The sequence below is a fragment of the Ferrovibrio terrae genome (genome assembly GCF_007197755.1).
In the GTDB taxonomy this organism is placed as follows: Bacteria; Pseudomonadota; Alphaproteobacteria; order Ferrovibrionales; family Ferrovibrionaceae; genus Ferrovibrio; species Ferrovibrio terrae.
In genome coordinates this window covers 3,992,278-4,011,962 of the sequence record NZ_CP041636.1, presented here as the reverse complement: position 1 = coordinate 4,011,962, position 19,685 = coordinate 3,992,278, and the positions used below count along the sequence as shown (strand labels likewise).

The 19,685-nt window shown below is 65.4% G+C and carries 23 protein-coding genes; 14 read left to right on the top strand and 9 right to left on the bottom strand.

Annotation, left to right across the window (positions count from 1 at the left end; genetic code table 11):
* Positions 1 to 2: 2 nt before the first annotated feature.
* From FNB15_RS19620 to FNB15_RS19600, 5 genes are all read left to right on the top strand, one after another.
* Entirely contained in the window at positions 3 to 1,748 is a 1,746-nt protein-coding gene (locus FNB15_RS19620; protein ID WP_144258345.1) for a cytochrome c biogenesis protein DipZ, read from the top strand.
* A 130-nt stretch (positions 1,749 to 1,878) separates the two neighbouring features.
* Positions 1,879 to 2,841, top strand: a complete 963-nt coding sequence (locus FNB15_RS19615; RefSeq protein ID WP_185973630.1) for a sulfotransferase family protein — start codon at positions 1,879 to 1,881, stop codon at positions 2,839 to 2,841.
* Positions 2,842 to 2,845: 4 nt separating this feature from the next.
* Positions 2,846 to 3,211 carry an ArsC family reductase gene (locus tag FNB15_RS19610; RefSeq protein WP_144258343.1) on the top strand — a complete coding sequence of 122 codons (366 nt, stop codon included), beginning with the start codon at positions 2,846 to 2,848 and terminating at the stop codon, positions 3,209 to 3,211.
* A 112-nt stretch (positions 3,212 to 3,323) separates the two neighbouring features.
* Entirely contained in the window at positions 3,324 to 3,878 is a 555-nt protein-coding gene (locus tag FNB15_RS19605) for a PAS domain-containing protein (RefSeq protein ID WP_144258342.1), read from the top strand.
* 71 nt (positions 3,879 to 3,949) lie between these two features.
* Positions 3,950 to 4,456, top strand: a complete 507-nt coding sequence (locus FNB15_RS19600; RefSeq protein ID WP_144258341.1) for a DUF1993 domain-containing protein — start codon at positions 3,950 to 3,952, stop codon at positions 4,454 to 4,456.
* Positions 4,457 to 4,473: 17 nt separating this feature from the next.
* Here FNB15_RS19600 and FNB15_RS19595 read toward each other — a convergent pair whose 3' ends face one another.
* The 5 genes from FNB15_RS19595 to FNB15_RS19575 form a co-directional block, all read right to left on the bottom strand.
* Entirely contained in the window at positions 4,474 to 5,346 is an 873-nt protein-coding gene (locus tag FNB15_RS19595; protein ID WP_144258340.1) for an NAD-dependent epimerase/dehydratase family protein, read from the bottom strand.
* A 65-nt stretch (positions 5,347 to 5,411) separates the two neighbouring features.
* The gene (locus tag FNB15_RS19590) at positions 5,412 to 5,828 is read right to left on the bottom strand and encodes a GNAT family acetyltransferase (RefSeq protein ID WP_144258339.1); all 417 of its coding nucleotides are present in this window, start codon (positions 5,826 to 5,828) and stop codon (positions 5,412 to 5,414) included.
* A 2-nt stretch (positions 5,829 to 5,830) separates the two neighbouring features.
* Positions 5,831 to 6,619, bottom strand: a complete 789-nt coding sequence (locus FNB15_RS19585; RefSeq protein WP_144258338.1) for an ABC transporter ATP-binding protein — start codon at positions 6,617 to 6,619, stop codon at positions 5,831 to 5,833.
* Positions 6,616 to 7,395, bottom strand: coding sequence for an ABC transporter permease (locus tag FNB15_RS19580; RefSeq protein ID WP_144258337.1), 780 nt, complete (start codon positions 7,393 to 7,395; stop codon positions 6,616 to 6,618). Before FNB15_RS19580 ends, FNB15_RS19585 begins: the two co-directional genes overlap by 4 nt.
* Before the next feature lie 39 nt (positions 7,396 to 7,434).
* Positions 7,435 to 8,379 (bottom strand): ABC transporter substrate-binding protein, encoded by a 945-nt coding sequence (locus FNB15_RS19575; protein ID WP_221932686.1) that lies wholly within the window; start codon positions 8,377 to 8,379, stop codon positions 7,435 to 7,437.
* Between the two features lie 187 nt (positions 8,380 to 8,566).
* Between FNB15_RS19575 and hutH the strand changes: the two genes are divergently transcribed.
* Both hutH and FNB15_RS19565 read left to right on the top strand, forming a co-directional pair.
* Positions 8,567 to 10,093, top strand: coding sequence for a histidine ammonia-lyase (gene hutH / locus FNB15_RS19570; protein WP_144258335.1), 1,527 nt, complete (start codon positions 8,567 to 8,569; stop codon positions 10,091 to 10,093).
* 350 nt (positions 10,094 to 10,443) lie between these two features.
* The gene (locus tag FNB15_RS19565) at positions 10,444 to 10,713 is read left to right on the top strand and encodes an HU family DNA-binding protein (protein WP_144258334.1); all 270 of its coding nucleotides are present in this window, start codon (positions 10,444 to 10,446) and stop codon (positions 10,711 to 10,713) included.
* A 104-nt stretch (positions 10,714 to 10,817) separates the two neighbouring features.
* Here the strand turns inward: FNB15_RS19565 and FNB15_RS19560 are convergent, their stop codons facing one another.
* From FNB15_RS19560 to FNB15_RS19555, 3 genes are all read right to left on the bottom strand, one after another.
* Positions 10,818 to 11,675: a dienelactone hydrolase family protein gene (locus tag FNB15_RS19560; RefSeq protein ID WP_144258333.1), complete on the bottom strand. Its 858-nt coding sequence runs from the start codon at positions 11,673 to 11,675 to the stop codon at positions 10,818 to 10,820.
* A gap of 133 nt (positions 11,676 to 11,808) precedes the next feature.
* On the bottom strand, positions 11,809 to 11,976 hold the full coding sequence (locus tag FNB15_RS21010; protein ID WP_185973629.1) for a hypothetical protein: 168 nt from the start codon (positions 11,974 to 11,976) through the stop codon (positions 11,809 to 11,811).
* Between the two features lie 23 nt (positions 11,977 to 11,999).
* Positions 12,000 to 12,659, bottom strand: a complete 660-nt coding sequence (locus tag FNB15_RS19555) for a hypothetical protein (RefSeq protein ID WP_144258332.1) — start codon at positions 12,657 to 12,659, stop codon at positions 12,000 to 12,002.
* A gap of 241 nt (positions 12,660 to 12,900) precedes the next feature.
* Between FNB15_RS19555 and FNB15_RS19550 the strand changes: the two genes are divergently transcribed.
* The 6 genes from FNB15_RS19550 to FNB15_RS19525 all read left to right on the top strand — a co-directional run bounded on the left by FNB15_RS19550 (position 12,901) and on the right by FNB15_RS19525 (position 18,298).
* On the top strand, positions 12,901 to 13,551 hold the full coding sequence (locus FNB15_RS19550) for a tetratricopeptide repeat protein (RefSeq protein ID WP_185973628.1): 651 nt from the start codon (positions 12,901 to 12,903) through the stop codon (positions 13,549 to 13,551).
* 39 nt (positions 13,552 to 13,590) lie between these two features.
* Positions 13,591 to 14,937, top strand: a complete 1,347-nt coding sequence (locus FNB15_RS19545; RefSeq protein WP_144258330.1) for a PQQ-like beta-propeller repeat protein — start codon at positions 13,591 to 13,593, stop codon at positions 14,935 to 14,937.
* Between the two features lie 12 nt (positions 14,938 to 14,949).
* Positions 14,950 to 16,362: a ribosome biogenesis GTPase Der gene (der, locus tag FNB15_RS19540; protein ID WP_144258329.1), complete on the top strand. Its 1,413-nt coding sequence runs from the start codon at positions 14,950 to 14,952 to the stop codon at positions 16,360 to 16,362.
* Between the two features lie 68 nt (positions 16,363 to 16,430).
* Entirely contained in the window at positions 16,431 to 16,799 is a 369-nt protein-coding gene (locus FNB15_RS19535; RefSeq protein ID WP_425460272.1) for a carboxymuconolactone decarboxylase family protein, read from the top strand.
* A 13-nt stretch (positions 16,800 to 16,812) separates the two neighbouring features.
* Positions 16,813 to 17,190, top strand: coding sequence for a DUF1304 domain-containing protein (locus tag FNB15_RS19530; protein WP_144258328.1), 378 nt, complete (start codon positions 16,813 to 16,815; stop codon positions 17,188 to 17,190).
* 340 nt (positions 17,191 to 17,530) lie between these two features.
* A complete protein-coding gene (locus FNB15_RS19525) occupies positions 17,531 to 18,298 on the top strand; it encodes a sulfite exporter TauE/SafE family protein (protein ID WP_144258327.1) in 768 nt (255 codons plus the stop codon).
* On the opposite strand, the gene FNB15_RS19520 is transcribed toward FNB15_RS19525, so the two are convergent.
* A complete protein-coding gene (locus tag FNB15_RS19520) occupies positions 18,292 to 18,654 on the bottom strand; it encodes an antibiotic biosynthesis monooxygenase family protein (protein ID WP_185973627.1) in 363 nt (120 codons plus the stop codon). The two genes, FNB15_RS19525 and FNB15_RS19520, sit on opposite strands and share 7 nt — an antisense overlap.
* Before the next feature lie 113 nt (positions 18,655 to 18,767).
* On the opposite strand from FNB15_RS19520, the gene FNB15_RS19515 reads away from it, so the two are divergent.
* Positions 18,768 to 19,640: a LysR family transcriptional regulator gene (locus FNB15_RS19515; RefSeq protein WP_144258325.1), complete on the top strand. Its 873-nt coding sequence runs from the start codon at positions 18,768 to 18,770 to the stop codon at positions 19,638 to 19,640.
* Positions 19,641 to 19,685: the final 45 nt, after the last annotated feature.

Genomic DNA, 19,685 nt, shown 5'->3' with positions numbered 1-19,685 from the left:
GCATGACGCTCTTTGCTTTGGCTTACCTGGCCGGACTGTTCACCATCGTCACGCCCTGCATCCTGCCGGTGCTGCCCTTCGTGCTGGCGCGTGCGGATCAACCTTTCCGGCAGGGCGCGCTGCCGCTGCTGCTCGGGCTTGCGGTCGCTTTTGCTGCGGCGGCCAGCCTCGGTGCGGTCGCCGGGCACTGGGCGGTGGCGGCCAGCCATTACGGCCGCAACATTGCATTGGCCGGCATGGCGCTGTTCGGGCTCGCCATGCTGGTGCCGGCAGTGGCGACGCGGCTGATGGCGCCGCTGGTGAGTGCCGGCAATCGGCTGCTGCACCGGGTCGAGATGTACCGGTCGGCGCAGCGTGATGGCGGCAAGACATCGTCCGGCGCCTCACTGCTGGTCGGCATCGCCACCGGACTGGTCTGGGCGCCCTGCGCCGGCCCGGTGCTGGGCGTGATCCTCACCGGTGCCGCCTTGCGCGGCCCGGGCGCAGAAACCTCGCTGCTGCTGTTCACCTATGGCCTGGGCGCGGCGACGGCACTGGCGCTCGGCCTGCTGTTCGGCCGGCGTCTGGCCGCAGGTTTTTCATCGGCCTGGACCGACCGGCTACGCCGTGTCTCGGGTGCCGCGGTGATTGCCGGCGTGGCGGCGATCTGGAGCGGCCTCGATGTCGGGTTGTTGACGCGGCTGTCGTCGGCCGGCACGGCGCAGATCGAGCAATGCCTGCTGACCCTGCTGGGCAATGCGCGCGCTGCCGAGGCACAGCCCAAACCGCAGCCGCTCACCGGCCCGCTGGCGGCGCTGCTGCAGCCGCGTCCCTGGCTGAATGGTCCGGCGCTGCGGGCGGAAGACCTGCGCGGCAAGGTCGTGCTGGTGAATTTCTGGACCTATTCCTGCATCAACTGCCTGCGCCTGCTGCCGCATGTGCGCGGCTGGGCCGAGAAGTATCGCGACAGTGGCCTGGTGGTGGTCGGTGTTCATACGCCGGAATTCGCCTTCGAGAAGCGGATCGAGAATGTTGCGCGGGCGCTGCCCTCGCTCGGCATCACCTATCCGGTCGCGCTCGATAACGATTTCACCACCTGGCGCGCCTTCGGCAACCAGGCATGGCCGGCGCTGTATTTCATCGGCAGCGATGGCCAGATCCGGCAGCGCATCCTGGGCGAGGGCAGCGAGGATCGCGGCGAGAAACTGATCCAGCAGCTGCTGGCCGAGACGCGCGGTGCCGCCATGACGATGCCGCTCGGCACGGTGGCCGGAAATGGTGCGCAGGCGGCGCCGGATCTGCGCAATCTCGCTTCGGGCGAAACCTATATCGGCTACCAACAGACCAGCGGCTTCGCCTCGCCGGGCGGCCTGCATCCTGATACAGCGCAGCTTTATCAGGCGCCGGCGGCGCTGTCGCGCAACCGCTGGGGCCTGGACGGCAGCTGGACGGTGGGGGCGGAATTCGCAACCCTGCACAGCGCCGGCGGTGGCATCCTGCATCGCTTCCGCGCCCGCGACCTGCATCTGGTGCTGGCGCCCACGTCTGATGCCAATGGCGGCAGCCGACCGGTGCGTTTCCGCGTCACCCTCGATGGCGCAGCACCCGGCGCCGATCACGGTGCGGATATCGATGCGGAGGGCTGGGGCGTCGTGCAGGACAGCCGGCTGTACCAGCTGGTGCGGCAGTCCGGCACGGTGGGCGAGCGGACCTTCCGGATCGAGTTCGACGATCCCGGCATCCGCGCCTATGCCTTCACTTTCGGCTGAGCTGCGGGCGGCGGCAAAAGTCAGGATTGTGTATAAAGACAGGGACCGTCACGGCAAGCGAATCGGACCACGGATGCAACTGGACAGACCGGTCTTTATCGGCGGAACGGGGCGCTCCGGCACCTCGATCATGGCGAATCTGCTCAACAGCCATGCCGATTTCTGCCTGCCGGTCCATGAGAACAAGCTGATCGTCGAGCATGGCGGCCTCAGGGACATCGTGGAGAACCTGAGCGGCCGCTATGAGATCAATCGCTTGCACGCCATCATCCAGGGTTTCCTGTCGCGTGCGCAGCGGATGCAGCAGTTCGGCTTTCCTGTGCCGGAACTGAACCATCGCCTCAACCAGCTGCGCGACGGGCAGAAGCTCAACTTTCAGCAGGCTTTCGAGATTGTCCAGCGCGAGAATCCCGACATTCCCGGCTCGATCCATGCCATCGGCGTACGCTTCGGCATCGAGCATTATATCGCCTGCATCAATGCCTTTCTGCTGCGTGTTGTGGCGCATATCGCGCCGGATGGCATTGTCGGCGCCGATGGCCTGCTCAAGCCGTTCTTCGTGGCGAGGACTTTCACGCGCGAAGCGATCCTCGCCGAATGCGGCCGCTTCCTCGATGAGCTCTATGCGCAGCCGGTGACTGCAGCCGGAGCCTCGCGCTGGATCGACGATACGCCGCTGAATTTCGTCAACTTCGATTTTCTGCACGCGCTGTATCCGAAGATGAAGTTCATCCACATGATCCGAGATCCGCGCGATGTGGCATCATCCTTCATCAACCAGACCTGGTTCCCGTCCGATCAGCCCTTGGCCGTATCGGTCTGTGCCGCGATGATCCGCAGCTACCGCGCGCTGAAGGACAGCATTCCGGCCGACAGCCTGCTGGAAGTGCGGCTCGAGGATCTCGTGACTAAAACCGACGAGACCATGGCCACAGTTGCTGCTTTCCTCGAGGTCGAGAACCGCTTCGACACGAAAATGATTTCATCGGACAAGGCGAATATCGGGCGCAGCAGGGATTTCGATGCGGCACTCACCGGGGCGGTGAACCGCGAACTGGGCGACTGGATGCGCCTGCAGGGTTATCTGGAGTAAACACATGCCCGTCACCATCTACGGCATCAAGAACTGCGACACCATGAAGAAGGCCTTCACCTGGCTGAAGGATCGTGGCGTGAAGCATGACTTCCACGACTACAAGGCCAGCGGCATCGACCAGGCGCATCTGGAAAGCTGGTGCGGAGCGCTGGGCTGGGAGGCGGTGCTCAACCGTGCCGGCACGACGTTTCGCAAGCTGCCGGACTCCGACCGCGAGAACCTGACCGAGAAGAAGGCGATCGCGCTGATGATCGCGCAGCCCTCGATGATCAAGCGGCCGATGCTTGAATATGGCCCGGAAGGCAATAACCGCAAGGTGATGGCCGGCTTCAGGCCCGACGCTTACGCGGCGGCCCTGAAGCGTTAAATTCGTATATCCGGCCTGGCGCGGGGCGCGCCAAAAAAACGCCGCCCCCGGCAGAAACTGCTATGGTGCCTCCCAACAGCGACCGATACCGGCTGCTGGCGGGAGGGGAACTGTGGCATTCCACGATCCGGTCGAGATCGACAGCCGGGATTCGCGGGCGCAATTCACGCGCCTGCCGCTGGAGGAGGCCTTGGCCAATCCGGATTGCCGGCTGGCCATCGATCTGTGGCAGGTCAAGCGTGCCGGCCGGGTCATGCCGGCGCGCGCCGATTTCGACCCGGTCGAACTCAAGCCCATCCTGCCCCGGCTGATCCTGATCGACGTGATCAGCGACCCACCGGATTTCCGTTACAGGCTGGCCGGCACCATGAGCCGTGACCTGCGCGGCGTGGAAGTGACCGGACATTCCGTGCTCGACCTGGTGCCGCAACAGCATGGCCTGCGGCTGTGGAACGATCTCTGCGAAATGCAGCGCGAGCGCGCCCCGCAGTATCTGCAGATCAGCGTGATTGCCAGCACCGGCGAGCCGATGTCCTACCGCGTGCTGCGCCTGCCGCTGGGCGCCGATGGCGAGACCATGGACATGGCGATGGTGCTGCAGGATTACGGCAATGCGCTGCCGCTGTTACGCAAATATTTCGATGAGGCCCGCGGCGGCGGGCGCTAGACTTTTGCCACGCGAAGCCTAGCTGTAGGCCAGCGGTTACCGCTGACGTTTAATCCTTCGGAGATCAGAAAATGTCGCTCTCGATGTACCAGGCCTCGGTGCCGGTCTTTGCCCGTGGCCTGAGCATGCTGTCCAAGCTGCTGACCAAGGCCGAGGCGCATGCCGCCGCCAACGGCCTGTCGCCTGCCGACCTGCTGGAGGCGCGGCTGGCGCCCGACATGTATGCGCTCACCCGCCAGATCCAGGCCGCCTGCGATGCCGCCAAATTCGGCGCCGCGCGACCGGCCGGCATCACGCCGCCGAGCCATCCCGATACCGAGACCAGCTTTGCCGAACTGCAGGCGCGGATCAAAGCCGTGCTGGATTTCGTCAATGGTATCGGCGAGGCGGCCTTCGAGGGCGCGGAGACCCGCGCCGTGGCGCTCAAGACCGGCAGCGGCGAGCTGAGCTTCACCGGCCAGGACTATCTGACGGGCTTCGCGCTGCCGAATTTCTTTTTCCACGCGGTGACGGCCTACGACATCCTGCGTCACAAGGGCCTGCCGCTGGTGAAGCGCGATTTCCTCAATCTGGGGTGAGGCTCAGCGCGCCCGGATCAGCGCGCGAGGCCTTCGCGGAAGCTCTTGTAAAACGGCTGCCACCCAAGCGCGGTTTTGGCGCGCGCATTGCGCAGGCGGAAGGACGGAAAGCCGGCCGCGCCGCCGGGTGCCGGGGCCGGCTGGCCGAGGCTGGCGGCGATGAAGCCGAATACCTCGCGCCACTGCGCAGGCTGATCGTCGCAGACAATCAGCGTCTGGCGCGACGGCCACTTCTGCACCGCGGCGACGGTGGCGGCCGCCATGTCGGCGATATGCAGCAGAGAGACATAGTCGCTGCCGTCGCCCGGCATCTTCAGCTTGCCGGCGGCCGCACCCGCGAACCAGCGTTCGTCGAAGCCGGTGCCGGGGCCGTAGAACAGCCCGCCGCGCAGGATGATCCAGTCGAGGCCCGACGCCCGGATCGTGGCTTCCATCGCCTCCGCGGCATCCATCGCCTTGCTCGCGATGGTCTCGGCCGGCGGCGCATAGCGGTGGTCTTCATCGGACCAGTCCGCGCTGCCCGAGGCATTCAGGAAGCTGATGCTCTGCTGAATCACGCGCGAAACATTGGCCTGCTTACAGGCGGTGACGAAATTCGGCGCGCCCTCGACGCGCAGCCTGTCATTGGCGGCGAAGTCGCCACGCCCGCTCGGGCCGGGCAAGGATGTGGCGAGGTTGATCGCGGTGTCGCAGCCGGCGAAGGCGGCTGCCATCGATGCCGTGTCGAAGATATCGCCGGTGCAAACTTCAGCATTGCTGTCGCGCGCGATGCCGGCGGCTTCGGGACGGCGCACCACGGCGCGCACGGTATGGCCGGCCGCGATGAGGCGGGGAATCAGGTGGCGGGCATAGACGCCGTTGCCGCCGAGCACCGCAATAGACTGGGCCATGATGTCCTCCCGTGAGGAGAGGAGACTAGGCCGGCTTCGCGGCGGCGCTCAAGACTGTCGTAACGTCACTTCCCGTCCAGCCGGCGGGCGAAGATGACGCGGGGTTCTTCCTCGTAGCCGAGCGCCTCGTAGAAGGCACGCACCTTGTCGTTCTCGGGGCGCACCATCAGCATGACCTTGGGCACGCCGCGCTGCTGCAGCCAGCTTTCGGCAGCCGCCACCATGGCGCGGCCATGGCCACCCTTCTGCAGGGCCGGCTCGACCGCGAGATAGTAGAGCCAGCCGCGATGGCCGTCATGGCCGGTCATGATGCTGGCAATCACCTTGCCGTCGCGGGCGCCGACCAGGATGGTCGATTCCGGCCGCGAGATGCAGAAGCTGATATCGGTATCCGGATCGTTCCACGGCCGGGTCAGGCCGCAGGCCTGCCACAGCGCGATGACGGCGCTGCGGTCGGCTTCCGCAAACGGGCGGATCTGCATGGTCAGTGTTCCAGTTGTGCCGCGCGGATCGACTCGACGCGGATTTCCTCGGTCAGCCGCGCCTTGAAGGCGGCGAATTCGGGCGAGGTCTTCATCGTGTAATGGCGCGGATGCGGCAGATCGATGGCAATGTCGCATTTCACCTTGCCGGGCCGGGCCGTCATCACCAGCACGCGGTTGGCCATGAAGATCGCTTCGTCGATATCATGCGTCACGAACAGCACGGTCTTCTTGGCGGCTTCCCAGATGCCGAGCAGCAGTTCCTGCATCAGCGCGCGGGTCTGGTTGTCGAGCGCGCCGAAGGGTTCATCCAGCAGCATGATCTTCGGATCGTTGGCCAGCGCGCGTGCCAGCGCGGTGCGCTGCTGCATGCCGCCCGAGAGCTGCTTGGGGAAATGGTTCTCAAACCCCTTGAGGCCGACCTGGTTGATGAAATGGTCGGCGATCTCGGCCTGCTGCCTGTCCGGCACCTGCTTTTCGCGCAGGCCGAAGCAGATGTTTTCCCGCACGGTCAGCCAGGGGAACAGCGTGTAGCTCTGGAACACCATGCCGCGATCCGGGCCGGGGTCGCGCACGGCCTGGCCGTCGAGCAGTACCCGGCCGGTGGTCGGCTGGTCCAGCCCGGCGACGATGCGCAGCAGCGTGCTCTTGCCGCAGCCCGAAGGGCCCAGGATGGTGATGAAGTCGTTGTCCTCGACGCTTAAGTGGGTCGGTTCCAGCGCGCGGGTCGGCTCGCCGCCGCGCACGCCCGGGAAAATCCGGCTGACATTCTCGATGCGAAGCTTGCTCACTTGATGAAATACCAGGGATAGAGGCGCTCGTTGGCCTGCTTGAACAGGAAGTCGGAGACCAGGCCGATCAGGCCGATCACGAAAATGCCGAAGATCATCTGCCCGGTATCGAGCAGGCGCTGGCTGTCCATGATCATATGGCCGATGCCGCTCTGCGCGCCGATCAGTTCGGCGACGATCACATAGGTCCAGGCCCAGCCCAGCACGAGGCGCAGGGTTTCGGCGATCTGCGGCGCGGCGCCCGGTAACAGTACGCGCAGCACGATGCCGGCGCGTTTGGCGCCCAGCGTCTTGGAGGCCTCGACCAGATCCATGCGGCTGCCGCCGACAATCACGGCGACCATCAGCACGATCTGGAAGAAGGAGCCGATGACGATTACCGACAGCTTCTGCGCCTCGCCGACGCCGGCCCACAGGATCAGCAGCGGGATGAAGGCGGAGGCGGGCAGGTAGCGGGCAAAGGAAATGAATGGCTCGAAGAAGGCTTCGACACTCTTGAAGGCGCCCATCAGGATGCCGAGCGGCACGGCGAATACGGCAGCGATCACGAAGCCGCCGACCACGCGCCAGATAGTGACGCCGACATCCTTGGCAAAGCCGTATTCCGTGAACAGCGAAATGCCGGCCTGCGCTGCCTTCACCGGATTGGCGAGGAACAGCGGCGGCACGATGCCGCCGAAGGTGACTGCGCTCCAGCCGGCGAGGAAGACGACGAAAAAGAGAATCCCCAGGGCGGTACGCCGCCCCGGGGAAACAGGCTTAAGTGGATCGAACACTTATTGTCCTTAAGTCAGAGACTCACTTGATGCCGGTTTTCACTTGATGAACGTGTCATCGACCAGCGCCTTGAGGTCGGGGATCGCACGGATCACGCCGGCTTCGAGCTGGATGTCGGCGGCTTCCTTCATGAAGGTCTGCAGCTCGCCCTTGAAATAGGCCTGATTGGCGGCCTTGTCCTGCCAGGCGATATACGAGGCCGAGGTCGCGAACTGCTCGGCAGTCTGCTTCACCTTGGCGCCCATGATCTCGTTCGACTTGGCCGGTTCCTTCTTGATCATTTCCAGCGCGTCGAAGTAGCCGTTGACCACGCCCTGCACGATCTTCGGGTTCTTCTTGATGTAGTCGGGCTGGAAGGCGACCATGTCCACCACCACCGGATAATCCAGCGTGGTGATCAGGATCTTGCCGGCATTCGGCGCATTGCGCACCGACGACAGATACGGCTCATAGGTCAGCGCCGCATCATACTGGCCGGCGATGAAGGCCTGCGCCGCCGGCTGCGGGCCGAGCGTCGCGAACTGCACATCCTTGGGCGACATTCCGTTGCGCTTCATGAAGGCAAGCAGGGTGAAATACGGCGTGGTGCCGGCACCGTCGACGGCAATGGTCTTGCCCTTCAGGTCGGTGATCTTGTTGATATTGCCGCGCACAGCCAGGCCGTCGCCGCCCTTCGACTTGTCGAGCAGCAGCACCTGGGTCAGCGGCACGCCGGCAGCGGTCCAGGCGACGAAGGTGTCGACGGTGGTGGCAACCGCCTGCGTGGCGCCGGCGGCGACTGTCAGGTGACGCTCCTTCTGCGGGATGAACTTGATCTCGACATCCACGCCATGCTTCTTGAACAGGCCGGCCTCGGCAGCCAGCGTCAGCGGCGCAAAGCCGGTCCAGCCGCTCATGCCCAGCACGATCTTGTCCTGCGCCATGGCCGGCGCGGCGAGAAGGGCAGCTGCAGTTGCAATGCCCGCAATCAAAGTCTTCGTCATGTCCCGGAACCCCCGCTCTAGGTCTGAGCGAACAGCCATCATGGCCATTCGCAGCTGCACAATTTAAGACCGTGGCGCGAAAGCCGGCAAGTCAAATATGCATGTATAGACAAGTGAGCCTGCCCGCCGTACCGTGTTAGGATCGAACTGCCCACAAAACAGGCCCGATAAGCGCCAGGAGTTCCGCATGTCCTGCCGATTGCTGCCCGGGAAATTGCCGTTGCCGGAGATTGCCGCGCTGTATCGCGGGGGCCGGATCGACCTGGTGCTGGAGGCAGCGACGGTTCGCCCGGCTGTGGATAAATCGGCGGCGCTGGTCGCCGCGGCGGCCGCGGGCGACGCGCCGGTCTACGGCATCAATACCGGTTTCGGCAAACTCGCCAAGGTGCGCATTGCACCCGACCAGGTGGCCGAGCTGCAGCGCCGGCTGGTGCTCAGCCACGCCGTCGGCACCGGGCCTTTGCTGCCCGATGCCGTGGTGCGCCTGATCCTGCTGCTCAAGATCAATTCACTCGCGCAGGGCCTGTCAGGTGTGCAGTGGGAGACGATCACTGCATTGCAGGCGCTGCTGAATGCCGATGTGCTGCCCTGTATTCCGGCGCAGGGTTCGGTTGGCGCATCGGGCGATCTCGCGCCGCTGGCGCATCTGGTGCTGCCGCTGATCGGCGAGGGCAGGGTGCGCATTGGCGGCGTCGAAACCGATGCCGCTGAAGGACTGAAGCAGGCAGGGCTGACGCCGCTGCACCTCGGCGCCAAGGAAGGTCTTGCGCTGCTGAATGGCACGCAGGTGTCCACGGCACTGGCGCTGGCGGGACTGTTCGCCACCGAGGATGTCGTCGCCGCTGCGCTGGTCTGCGGCGCGCTCAGCACCGATGCCGCCGCCGGCAGCGACACGCCTTTCGATCCGCGCATCCATGCGGCGCGCGGCCAGCCGGGCCAGATCGCGGTGGCCGACCTGCTGCTGCATCTGCTGGAAGGTTCGGTGATCCGCGCCTCGCATCGCCAGGGCGACGAACGCGTGCAGGACCCTTACTGCCTGCGCTGCCAGCCGCAGGTGATGGGCGCGGTGCTGGATGTGCTGCGCAACGCCGCGGTCACGCTGGAGATCGAGGCCAACGGCGTGTCCGACAATCCGCTGGTGTTCGACGACGGCAGTATCCTGTCGGGCGGCAACTTCCATGCCGAACCGGTGGCTTTTGCCGCCGACATGATCGCCATCGCGCTGGCCGAGACCGGCAATATCTCGGAGCGCCGCACCTCGCTGCTGGTCGATCCGGTGCTCAGCGGCCTGCCGGCGTTTCTCGCACCAGACCCCGGCATCAACTCAGGTTTTATGATCGCGCAGGTGACGGCGGCGGCGCTGGCGTCCGAAAACAAGCAGCGCGCCCATCCGGCCAGCATCGATACGATCCCGACCTCGGCCAACCAGGAAGATCATGTCTCGATGGCCGCCCATGCGGGCTATCGCCTGCTGGCGATGGCCGAGAATGCCGCCGGGATTGTGGCGGTCGAATGGCTCTGTGCCGCGCAGGGCGTGGACCTGCGTGCGCCGCTGGTGACGTCTGACCGGCTGCTGATCGCGCAGGGACTGCTGCGCGCGCAGGTGCCGTTCATGGCGCAGGATCGCTATCTCGCGCCCGATCTCGCGGCCGCCAAGGCGCTGGTGCAGTCGGGCGAGTTGCGCAGGTTGCTGCCCGCACCGTTGCTGTACTGAGCGGCCTTACTTCGGCAGGTCCTTCGAGACAGCGCGGCAAAACGCCAGCGTCGCACCGAACAGGGTGAAGGCGCCGATGACAGCGGCGAGGAACAGGGTTTGCGCGAGCGGCATGGGAGACTCCTTTGGTGTCGCCTGAACACTGCCGGAAGCCTAGATCGCCCGCGCGCGTGCAACCTTGATCTCGATCAATCGTTCCGACTCGCGGCAGCCGTGATTCGCCGTGCAAATCAAGCCCGTTCTGCCGCAGTTGCGGCTTGTTTGCCGGCGGCGATATGGGTAACTGCTTTGACCGCTGCGGATCGTCCGATTCTGTATGGCGGGAACGATCCGCAGAAACTGGAGGGACTATGAACAAGGCTGATCTGATCGAAATCGTGCGCGACACCACTGGCGCCACCAAGGCTGCCTCGGGTGAGGCGGTCGATGCAGTCTTCGAAGCGATGGCCAAGTCGCTGAAGAAGGAAGGCGCCTTCACCATCGTCGGCTTTGGCACCTTCAAGGTGTCCAAGCGCGCCGCGCGCAAGGGCCGCAATCCGCAGACCGGCGAAACGATCAAGATCGCCGCGTCGAAGTCGGTGCGCTTCAAGGCCTCGGCCAATCTCAAGGGCCGGCTGTAAGAAATCTAAAAACAACGTCGCCCTCGGGCTTGTCCCGAGGGTGACGGAATAAAAAAAGCCGCAGATTGCTCTGCGGCTTTTTCTTTTGTGTCTGCTTCTAGTGCTTACGCCATATGCATCTTGAAGAAGGCCACCGCCTTGGCGAAGCCATCTTCCGCCTGTTCCTTGCGATAGCTCGGGCGGTAGTCGGCATGGAAGGCATGCGGCGTGTCGGGATAGACGTAGAAGACGTTGAACTTCTTGTTGGCGTCCAGCGCCGCGCGCATGCGGTCGACCGTGTCGTTCGGGATGCCCTGGTCGGCGCCGCCGTAGAGGCCCAGCACGGGGGCCTTCAGGTCCTTGGCGATATCGACCGGATGCTTCGGCGTCAGCTCGCTGGCAGCGCCGACCAGACGGCCATACCAGGCCACGCCAGCCTTCACCTTCGGATTATGCGCGCTGTACAGCCAGGTGATGCGGCCACCCCAGCAGAAGCCGGTGATGCCCAGCTTGCTGGCGTTGCCGCCGTTCTTCGCGGCCCAGGCTGCGGTGGCGTCCAGATCGGCCATCACCTGTGCATCCGGCACCTTGCCGGCCACGGCAACGGCACCCTGCATGTCGGTCACCTTGCTCATGTCGCCCTGGCGCGCATAGAGGTCGCCGGCAATTGCCTGGAAGCCCTGCTTGGCGAAGCGGCGGCAGGTATCCTTGATGTATTCGTGCACGCCGAAGATTTCCTGCACCACCAGGATGGTGGGGAAGGGACCGGCGCCAGCCGGCTGGGCGCGATAGGCCTTCATGGTGCCGCCCGGCACCGGGATGTCGACTTCGCCGGCGGTCAGGCCGGTGGCATCGGTCTTGATCGCGGTCTGGCCCATCACCGGACCCGCGGCGACGGTAAAGCCGGTGATCAGGCTGGTGGCCATGAAGCCGCGGCGGGAAAAGTCCACCTTCGGCATGAGACTGAGCAGATCGGCATTCATCGGGTTTTCTCCGGTTGCAGAATTGTTATGGGCCGACGGCGCGCAAGGTCTGACGAGACCGCGCGCGAGACGGCGCAGGATAGCGGCTGCGCCATGCAAGTGACTGATAAAAACTGCGTGAGAAAGACGCTGATCAGTTCAGCAGGCGCCAGAGCAGGGCGACCACGGCGAAGATCGCCAGCCAGATCGCGGCAAAGGCCAGTATCCGTGTGTTCTTCCACGGCAGGCGCAGCGCGGCCGGCAGAATCAGCAAGGCCGCCATTAAAATGGCGGCCAGCTGTAACCAATCCGAACCAGTCATGGAACGGGATATGGGGGAAACGATTACTGCGCCGCCGAGACCTTCTGGCCGCTCGGGCGCTGGCACTGGCGATACAGGCGGTCGGCTTCCGGCTCCTTGAAGGAGAGGAAACGCATTTCCAGGCCGCTGATCACCTTGTAGGACGGATGCTCCTGCGAGCTGGGGCCGGCATATTTCGCCGGCATCACCTGCACCACCGACATCACGCGGTCGGGGCTGATGCGCATCTCGGTGCGGCGGCCGTCGCTATGCTGCTCGGTGGCGCAGACGCGGCCGAGCTGGCTGTCGAAGGTCTTCACGCGATCATACAGCGGATCGGGATTGAATTCCGGCACCGTGTTGTCGCTCGCGGCCAGCAGGGCCGGGCGGTATTTGTGGAATTCGGCGGTGGCGGTCACCACGCTGCCATAGGGGAAGAAGAGTTCCAGGTTGTCGAGGCGGGCATGTTCGCCCATGCGGCCATCGACCACCGGCATCTCGATGATGCGCGTTGCCGACATGCGGGCGACATCGTCGTTGAGGCGGATCAGGCCGCTGGCGCTGCCGCCGCGCTCCTTGGCGCGTTCCAGCTCGAAGGGAATCAGGGCGGTTGGCTTCGCAGCTTTCTTAGACTGCGCCGAAGCGACTCCGGCGGCACTGGCGCAGATCACGATCGTGATCGCCGCAATCCAAAATCGGTTCATCGAAGCTCCCCCTCGGCGACGCCGTGTGGCGACACGGGCCGCAGCCCTCGGTTTGGCGAATGCGGCGGCAGATTAGGCGATTTCCCGAGTCTTGCCAAGAGTCTAAGTGTTATCAAAAGGTTATCAGAAAAATTGGGAGTCTTCCGGGCTTTGCTATCATTCGGCGATCCGGGTAAGGTACGCGCCGTTTTCGGTCCGTGTCGCGGACCGGGTGTGGCGATTCGTGTCTGCGGAGTTCGGTGTGGCCAATTTTATCGAGGAAGTTGACGAGGAAGTCCGGCGCGACAGGGCTGCAAAGGCCTGGAAACGCTGGAGCCCCTTCTTCATCGGGTTCGTGATCGTGATCCTGGCCGGCGTGGCCGGCTATGAGCTGTGGAAGGGCTGGCAGGCCGACAGGACCGCCGCCGCCGGCGCCCGGTTCAGCAGCGCACTCGGCCTGGCCCAGGCCGGCAAGAACACCGAAGCCGCCACCGCCTTCGCCGATCTCGCGCGCGGCGATGCCGCCGGCTATGCCCAGCTCGCCCGTTTCCAGCAGGCCGCCAACCTGATCGAGGCCAAGGATATCACCGGCGCCATCGCCGCCTATGACAACATCGCCGGCGACAGCCGTGCGACCTCCGGTTTCCGCGATCTCGCGCGCTACCTCGCCGTTTTCCATGGCCTGGACCAGCTGCCGCTCGACCAGGCGAAGCAGCGCCTGTCCGCCATCACCAGCGACAGCCCCTGGGCCGCCAATGCCCGCGAACTGGGCGCCATCGCCGAATTCAAGGCCGGCAACGTCGAGGAGGCGCGTCGCCAGCTCACCGCACTGGCCGACGATCCGCTGGTTCCGGCCGGCCTGCGTGGCCGCGCCGCCGAACTGCTGGCCGCGCTCGGCGGTCCGGTACAGTGATTTCTGGTCAGTAAACACGCAGGCATCGGGGCAGCACGAATGATCGGAACCTCCAAGCAGCGCCTCGCCATTCTCGTTGTGGTGACGTTAGGCCTTGCCGGCTGCGACACCATCGGCGGCTGGTTCGACGAGGAGCGGAAGGTCGAGGCCACCGGCGAGCGCATCTCGGTGCTGGCGTTTGACAGCCAGCTCGATCCCGATCCGCAGCTGGCGGAAACGCCGGTCGCGCTGCCCAAGCCGTGGCGCAATGCCGAATGGCCGCAGGGCGGCGGTTATCCCGGCCATGCCATGCAGCATCTCGAACTCGGCGAGACGCTGCGCACCGCCTGGACCGCCGATCTCGGTGAATCCGCCGACGACGAACAGAAGATCCTGTCGCAGCCGGTGATCGCCGGCGGCCGCGTCTTTGCCATGGATGCGGCGGCGAATATCAGCGCCTTTGACGCGCAGACCGGCAAGCGCCTGTGGCGCGTCAACCTCACGCCGCGCAAGGAAGACAGCGGCGCCACCGGCGGCGGTCTCGCCTGGCATGCCGACAGGCTGTTCGTCGCCACCGGCTACGGCGATGTCGTGGCGCTGGAGCCGGCCACCGGCCGCGCCTTCTGGGCGACGCAGCTCAAGCAGCCGATCCGCGGCGCGCCGACCGCAGATGCCGGCCGCGTCTTCGTCATCACCTACGACAACCAGATGCATGCGCTCGACATCGAGCGCGGCACGGAGCTGTGGACCCATACCGGCATTGCCGAGCAGGCCGGCTTCCTCGGCGCCGCCAATCCGGCGGTCGAGGGCAACACCGTGGTGGCGCCGTATTCGTCGGGCGAAATCCTCGCGCTGCGCGCCGATACCGGCGTGGTCGCCTGGGGCGAACAGCTGGTGCGCGCCAGCGGCCGCTTCAGCCAGGCCGGCGCCCTGAACGACATCAATGGCCGCCCGGTGATCGACCGCGGCCGCGTCTACGCCGTCAGCCAGTCGGGCCGTTTCGTGGCGCTCGACCTGCGCACCGGCGAGCGCGTGTGGGAACGCGTGATCCCCAGCATCCAGACGCCCTGGGTCGCCGGCGAGTTCATCTATGCCATCACCATCGATTCCGAGATCATCTGCCTGTCGCGCCGCGACGGCCGGGTGAAGTGGATCCGCCAGCTGCGTCGCTACGAAGACCCCAAGGCGCGCACCAACAAGGGCGTGATCACCTGGTGGGGCCCGGTTCTGGCCGGCGACCGCCTGCTGGTCGCCTCCAGCGACGAACGCATGCTGTCGATCTCGCCCTATACCGGCGACCTGATCGGCGCGATGAGCCTCTCCGACAAAGCGGCGCAGCCGCCTGTCGTGGCTGACGGCACTGTTTATATCGTGACGGAAGATGCGCGGCTGACGGCGCTGCGTTAAAAAGTAGAGATCATGACCGCTAAAGTAGCCATTGTCGGCCGGCCCAATGTCGGCAAGTCGACGCTGTTCAATCGTCTGGTTGGCAAGCGCCTCGCCATTGTCGATGACACGCCGGGCGTGACGCGCGACCGGCGCGAAGGCGCCGCCATGCTCGGCGACCTGGAATTCACCGCCGTCGACACCGCCGGCCTGGAAGACTCCGACGTCGAGAGCATGACCGGCCGCATGCGGCTGCAGACCGAGGCGGCCGTCTTTGAGGCCGATGCCGTGCTGTTCGTGATCGATGGCCGCGCCGGCATCACGCCGCTCGACTCGCATTTCGCCAACTGGCTGCGCAAGCAGAAGACGCCGGTGATCCTGGTCGCCAACAAATGCGAAGGCGGCGCGGGCAAGAGCGGCGTGGGCGAAGCCTATGCGCTCGGCCTGGGCGATCCGCTGCCGGTCTCGGCCGAGCATGGCGAGGGCATGTATGACCTGGCCGTGGCGCTGATCGAGCATATCGGCGGCCGCACCGGCGGCGCGCTGGGCGATGACGGCGACGAGCTTGATCTGGTCGAGGTCGATATCGATCTCGATCCGGAAAACGAAACCCCGCTGATCGACGATCCCGCCAAGCCGATCCAGCTCGCCATCGTCGGGCGTCCGAATGCCGGCAAGTCGACCCTGGTGAACGCGCTGATCGGCAGCGACCGCCTGCTGACCGGGCCCGAGCCCGGCCTGACCCGCGACGCCATCGCCATCCAGTGGGAGTATGACGGCCGCAAGGTGAAGCTGGTGGATACCGCCGGCATGCGGCGCAAGTCGCGCGTCGAGCAGAAGCTGGAAAAGCTGTCGGTCGCGGACTCGCTTCGCACCATCCGTCTCGCCCAGGTGGTGGTGCTGGTGCTGGACGGCGCGCTGGGCTTCGACAAGCAGGACCTCACCATCGCCGATCATGTGCTGAACGAAGGCCGCGCGCTGGTCATCGCCATCAACAAGTGGGATGCGGTGGACGATCGCGCGCTGGCGCTGAAGGATATCGAGGACCGGCTGGAACGCTCGCTGCCGCAGGCGCGCGGTGTTCCGGTTGTGACGCTCTCTGCATTGACCGGCCGGCATCTCGACCGCCTGCTGCCCGCCGTGATGCAGCAGTACAAGCGCTGGAACACCCGCATCTCGACCTCGCAGCTCAATCGCTGGCTGAGTGAGATGACCCAGCGCAACGCGCCGCCGCTGGCCGGCGGGCGCAGCGTCAATATCCGCTATGCCACGCAGGTGAAGGCGCGGCCGCCGACGGTGGCGCTGTTCGCCCCGCGCGCCGAATACATCCCGGAATCCTACCTGCGCTACCTGATCAACGGCCTGCGCGAGCATTTCGACCTGCAGGGCGTGCCGGTGCGCATGCATCTGCGCAAGGGCAAGAATCCCTTCGTCAAAGACGACTAATCGCAAAGATTGACAATCGCGACAGCGCGGCACAGCCTTGCCCTCATCTTACACGGGGGGAACAGGCCATGATGCTCGACTGGAACGACTACCGCCGCCAGCTCAAGACCACGATGGGCGAGATCGCCAGGCTCAGCCCCGGCACGATGGACGGCTATCGCACCATGGCGACGGCCTATAAAGACAGCGGTCATCTCGATGCCAAGACGCGCGAGCTGATGTCGATCGCGGTCGGCGTCGCCCTGCGCTGCGATGGCTGCATCACCGTGCACACCGATGCGGCGATCCGCCATGGCGCGACGAAAGAAGAGATCGCCGAAGCCTGCAACGTGGCAATCGCGATCAGCGCCGGCGCGGCGCTGGTGTACTCCGCCCGCGCGCTCGATGCGGTGGCGCAGCATCCGACCGTGCAGGCGGCTGCAGCCAAGAGCGAATAAGGGGGAATAAGCCATGTCTCTCATCGCAAACATTGCCGTCGCGCTGGTCGCCGTGCTGCATGTCTGGATCCTGGTGCTGGAGATGTTTCTCTGGACCAAGCCGGCCGGACTGAAGGCCTTCCGCAACACGCCCGAGAAAGCGCGCGACACGGCGGTGCTCGCCGCCAACCAGGGGCTTTACAACGGGTTCCTCGCCGCCGGGCTGGTGTTCGGGCTGCTCTATCCGTCGCTCTTCGCAGGGGGCGAACCCGCCGCGCTGCATATCAAGAGCTTCTTCCTCGCCTGTGTGGCGGTGGCCGGCGTCTATGGCGCGGCGACGGCGGCGAAGAAAATCCTCTACATCCAGACCGTGCCTGCCGCGATCGCGCTGGCGCTGCTGTGGCTCTCATAGTCGTCGTCCCCGGGCTTGACCCGGGATCTCATGCCGGACGGAGAAAGACCCTCGGATCAAGTCCGAGGGTGACGGAGTGGGGTTGCGTGCCGGCGGTGATCGCGCTGGCGTTGCTGTGGCTGGGGTAGGCAGGACGCTGCAACTTTAAAACCGTCATCCTCGGGCTTGACCCGAGGATCTCATGCCGGATGGAGAAAGACCCTCGGGTCAAGCCCGAGGGTGACGTAATAAGTAGATGACGAAACGGCGGACACTTCGGCCACCGCCGAAGCATTCGCCTGCCGCCGCCTGCCATACTCCGGGCATTGAAAATCACAAAAAACACCGGAGCCGCCCCGTCATGTCCTTCCCCGTTGCCTTGCCCTTCGAGCCCGTCCTGCTGCTCTGGGTCGGCGCCGTCTTTTTGCTCGCCGGCATGGTGAAGGGCACCATCGGGCTCGGCCTGCCCAGCATCTCGCTCGGGCTGCTCGCCGCCACCATGGACCTCAGGCTGGCGATGATCCTGCTGCTGGCGCCCAACGCGATCACCAATCTGTGGCAGGCCTTTGTCGGCGGGCATTTCAGGATGCTGCTGAAGCGGCTCTGGCTGTTCCTGCTCTGCGCCGCCGTCGCCATCTGGCTCGGCAGCGCCGCGCTCGAACTCGTCGATGCCAAGGCGCTCGGCGCGCTGCTCGGGCTGCTGCTGGTGGTCTATGCCTTGCTCGGCTTGGCTCGTCCGCCGCTGTCGCTGCCGGCACGGCATGAAATCTGGGCGGGACCTTTAGTGGGCGGCATCAACGGCGTGCTGACCGGACTGACCGGCAGCTTCGTGGTGCCCGGCGTGCCGTATCTGCAGGCGCTGGGCCTGACGCGCGACCAGCTGGTGCAGGCGATGGGCATGCTGTTCATGGCCTCCACGCTCGGGCTGGGCGCATCGCTCGGTGGCCGCAACATGCTGAGCCTCGACCTGCTGCTGCTCTCGGGGCTGTGCGTGCTGCCGGCCCTGCTCGGCATGGTGATCGGCCAGCGCCTGCGCGACCGCCTGTCGGAAGCGGCGTTCAGGAAAGCCTTCTATGGCGCGCTGCTGCTGCTCGGCGGCTATATCGTGGCGCGCTGGCTGCTTCAGTAATAGCGCGCGATCACCGGATGACCGGAAGCGGCAGGCGGCGCGGCCGGCCGTTTGTCGGCGGCATCATGGCTGCGGTCGCTCAGCACCTGGCAGACCTGCACGCGAAACCAGGAAAAGAACTCGGCATGGCCGGCTTTCTTGGCTGCCGCATGCTGGCGGTCGCGCGCCCAGAGTTTCACGGCGTCTTCTGACTCGTATTCCACCAGCGTGACGCGTTCGCCATCGGCGGCGGTATAGGCCTTGTGCGCGACATAGCCGGGCACCGCCATCGCCAGCGGGCCGATCTGCTGCGCCATGGCGGCGTAAGATTCAGTGGCTTCGGGCCGCAGGCGGCTGCGGAAGGCGACGAGGATCATGGGGAGGCTCTTTTCGGGTTGGTCTGCAACGACGCGGCGGATATTGCCTTTGGCCGCATATCCCGTAAAATGAATAATACTGATCATATTGATCTCTAAACGAGATATGGAAAATGGACCTGACCGACCTGCATGTCTTCCGCACCGTGGTGGAAAGCGGCGGCATCACGGCGGCGGCCAACCGGCTGCATCGCGTGCAGTCGAATGTGACGGCGCGCATCCAGAAACTGGAAGAGGACCTCGGCACGCAGCTGTTTGTGCGCGTCGGCAAGCGGCTGCAGATCACGCCGGCCGGCCGCACGCTGCTGGACTATGCACACCGCCTGCTGGTGCTGGCGGACGAAGCCCGCAACGCCGTGCAGACGGATGCGCCGCCGCGCGGCCTGCTCACGCTCGGCACGATGGAAAGCACCGCCGGCGTGCGCCTGCCCGGGCCGCTGGCCGAATATCATCGCAGATATGCCGAGGTGCGCGTCGAGCTGCATACCGGCTCGCCGCGCGAGCTGATGGCGAAAGTGCTGGCGGGCGAGAGCGATGCAGCCCTGGTGGCCGAACCGGTCAGCGATGCGCGGCTCAGCTCATTGGCCGTGTTCGACGAGGAACTGGTGCTGGTCACAGTTGCCGATCATCCAGTCGTGCGGAAACCCGCCGACCTGCGTGAGGCGAGCGTGCTGGCGTTTCATCCCGGCTGTCCGCATCGCGAGCGGCTGGAACGCTGGTTCGGCCAGGGCGGGCGCGAGATCGCGCGCACGGTGGAGCTGGCGTCGTATCACGTGATGCTCGGCTGCGTGGCGGCCGGCATGGGCGCGGCGCTGATGCCACGCAGCGTGCTGGATGGCTATGCCGCGCGCAGCAAGCTGCGCGAACACAAACTGCCGGCGCCGTTCCAGCGCGCGAAGACGCTGCTGGTGTGGCGCAAGGACCAGCCGCAGGCGAAGGTGAGCGCGCTGGCGGAGATTCTCACGAAGCGGAAGAGGGTGGCGTAATATGCGATCAACGCCGCGTAACCGTCATCCTCGGGTTTGTCAATG

Coding starts and splice junctions, on each gene's coding strand:
- FNB15_RS19620 (WP_144258345.1), top strand. CDS start 3: ATGACGCTCTTTGCTTTGGCTTACCTGGCCGGACTGTTCACCATCGTC.
- FNB15_RS19615 (WP_185973630.1), top strand. CDS start 1,879: ATGGCGAATCTGCTCAACAGCCATGCCGATTTCTGCCTGCCGGTCCAT.
- FNB15_RS19610 (WP_144258343.1), top strand. CDS start 2,846: ATGCCCGTCACCATCTACGGCATCAAGAACTGCGACACCATGAAGAAG.
- FNB15_RS19600 (WP_144258341.1), top strand. CDS start 3,950: ATGTCGCTCTCGATGTACCAGGCCTCGGTGCCGGTCTTTGCCCGTGGC.
- FNB15_RS19595 (WP_144258340.1), bottom strand. CDS start 5,346: ATGGCCCAGTCTATTGCGGTGCTCGGCGGCAACGGCGTCTATGCCCGC.
- FNB15_RS19590 (WP_144258339.1), bottom strand. CDS start 5,828: ATGCAGATCCGCCCGTTTGCGGAAGCCGACCGCAGCGCCGTCATCGCG.
- FNB15_RS19575 (WP_221932686.1), bottom strand. CDS start 8,379: ATGACGAAGACTTTGATTGCGGGCATTGCAACTGCAGCTGCCCTTCTC.
- hutH (WP_144258335.1), top strand. CDS start 8,567: ATGTCCTGCCGATTGCTGCCCGGGAAATTGCCGTTGCCGGAGATTGCC.
- FNB15_RS19565 (WP_144258334.1), top strand. CDS start 10,444: ATGAACAAGGCTGATCTGATCGAAATCGTGCGCGACACCACTGGCGCC.
- FNB15_RS19560 (WP_144258333.1), bottom strand. CDS start 11,675: ATGAATGCCGATCTGCTCAGTCTCATGCCGAAGGTGGACTTTTCCCGC.
- FNB15_RS21010 (WP_185973629.1), bottom strand. CDS start 11,976: ATGACTGGTTCGGATTGGTTACAGCTGGCCGCCATTTTAATGGCGGCC.
- FNB15_RS19555 (WP_144258332.1), bottom strand. CDS start 12,659: ATGAACCGATTTTGGATTGCGGCGATCACGATCGTGATCTGCGCCAGT.
- FNB15_RS19545 (WP_144258330.1), top strand. CDS start 13,591: ATGATCGGAACCTCCAAGCAGCGCCTCGCCATTCTCGTTGTGGTGACG.
- der (WP_144258329.1), top strand. CDS start 14,950: ATGACCGCTAAAGTAGCCATTGTCGGCCGGCCCAATGTCGGCAAGTCG.
- FNB15_RS19535 (WP_425460272.1), top strand. CDS start 16,431: ATGATGCTCGACTGGAACGACTACCGCCGCCAGCTCAAGACCACGATG.
- FNB15_RS19530 (WP_144258328.1), top strand. CDS start 16,813: ATGTCTCTCATCGCAAACATTGCCGTCGCGCTGGTCGCCGTGCTGCAT.
- FNB15_RS19525 (WP_144258327.1), top strand. CDS start 17,531: ATGTCCTTCCCCGTTGCCTTGCCCTTCGAGCCCGTCCTGCTGCTCTGG.
- FNB15_RS19520 (WP_185973627.1), bottom strand. CDS start 18,654: ATGATCCTCGTCGCCTTCCGCAGCCGCCTGCGGCCCGAAGCCACTGAA.
- FNB15_RS19515 (WP_144258325.1), top strand. CDS start 18,768: ATGGACCTGACCGACCTGCATGTCTTCCGCACCGTGGTGGAAAGCGGC.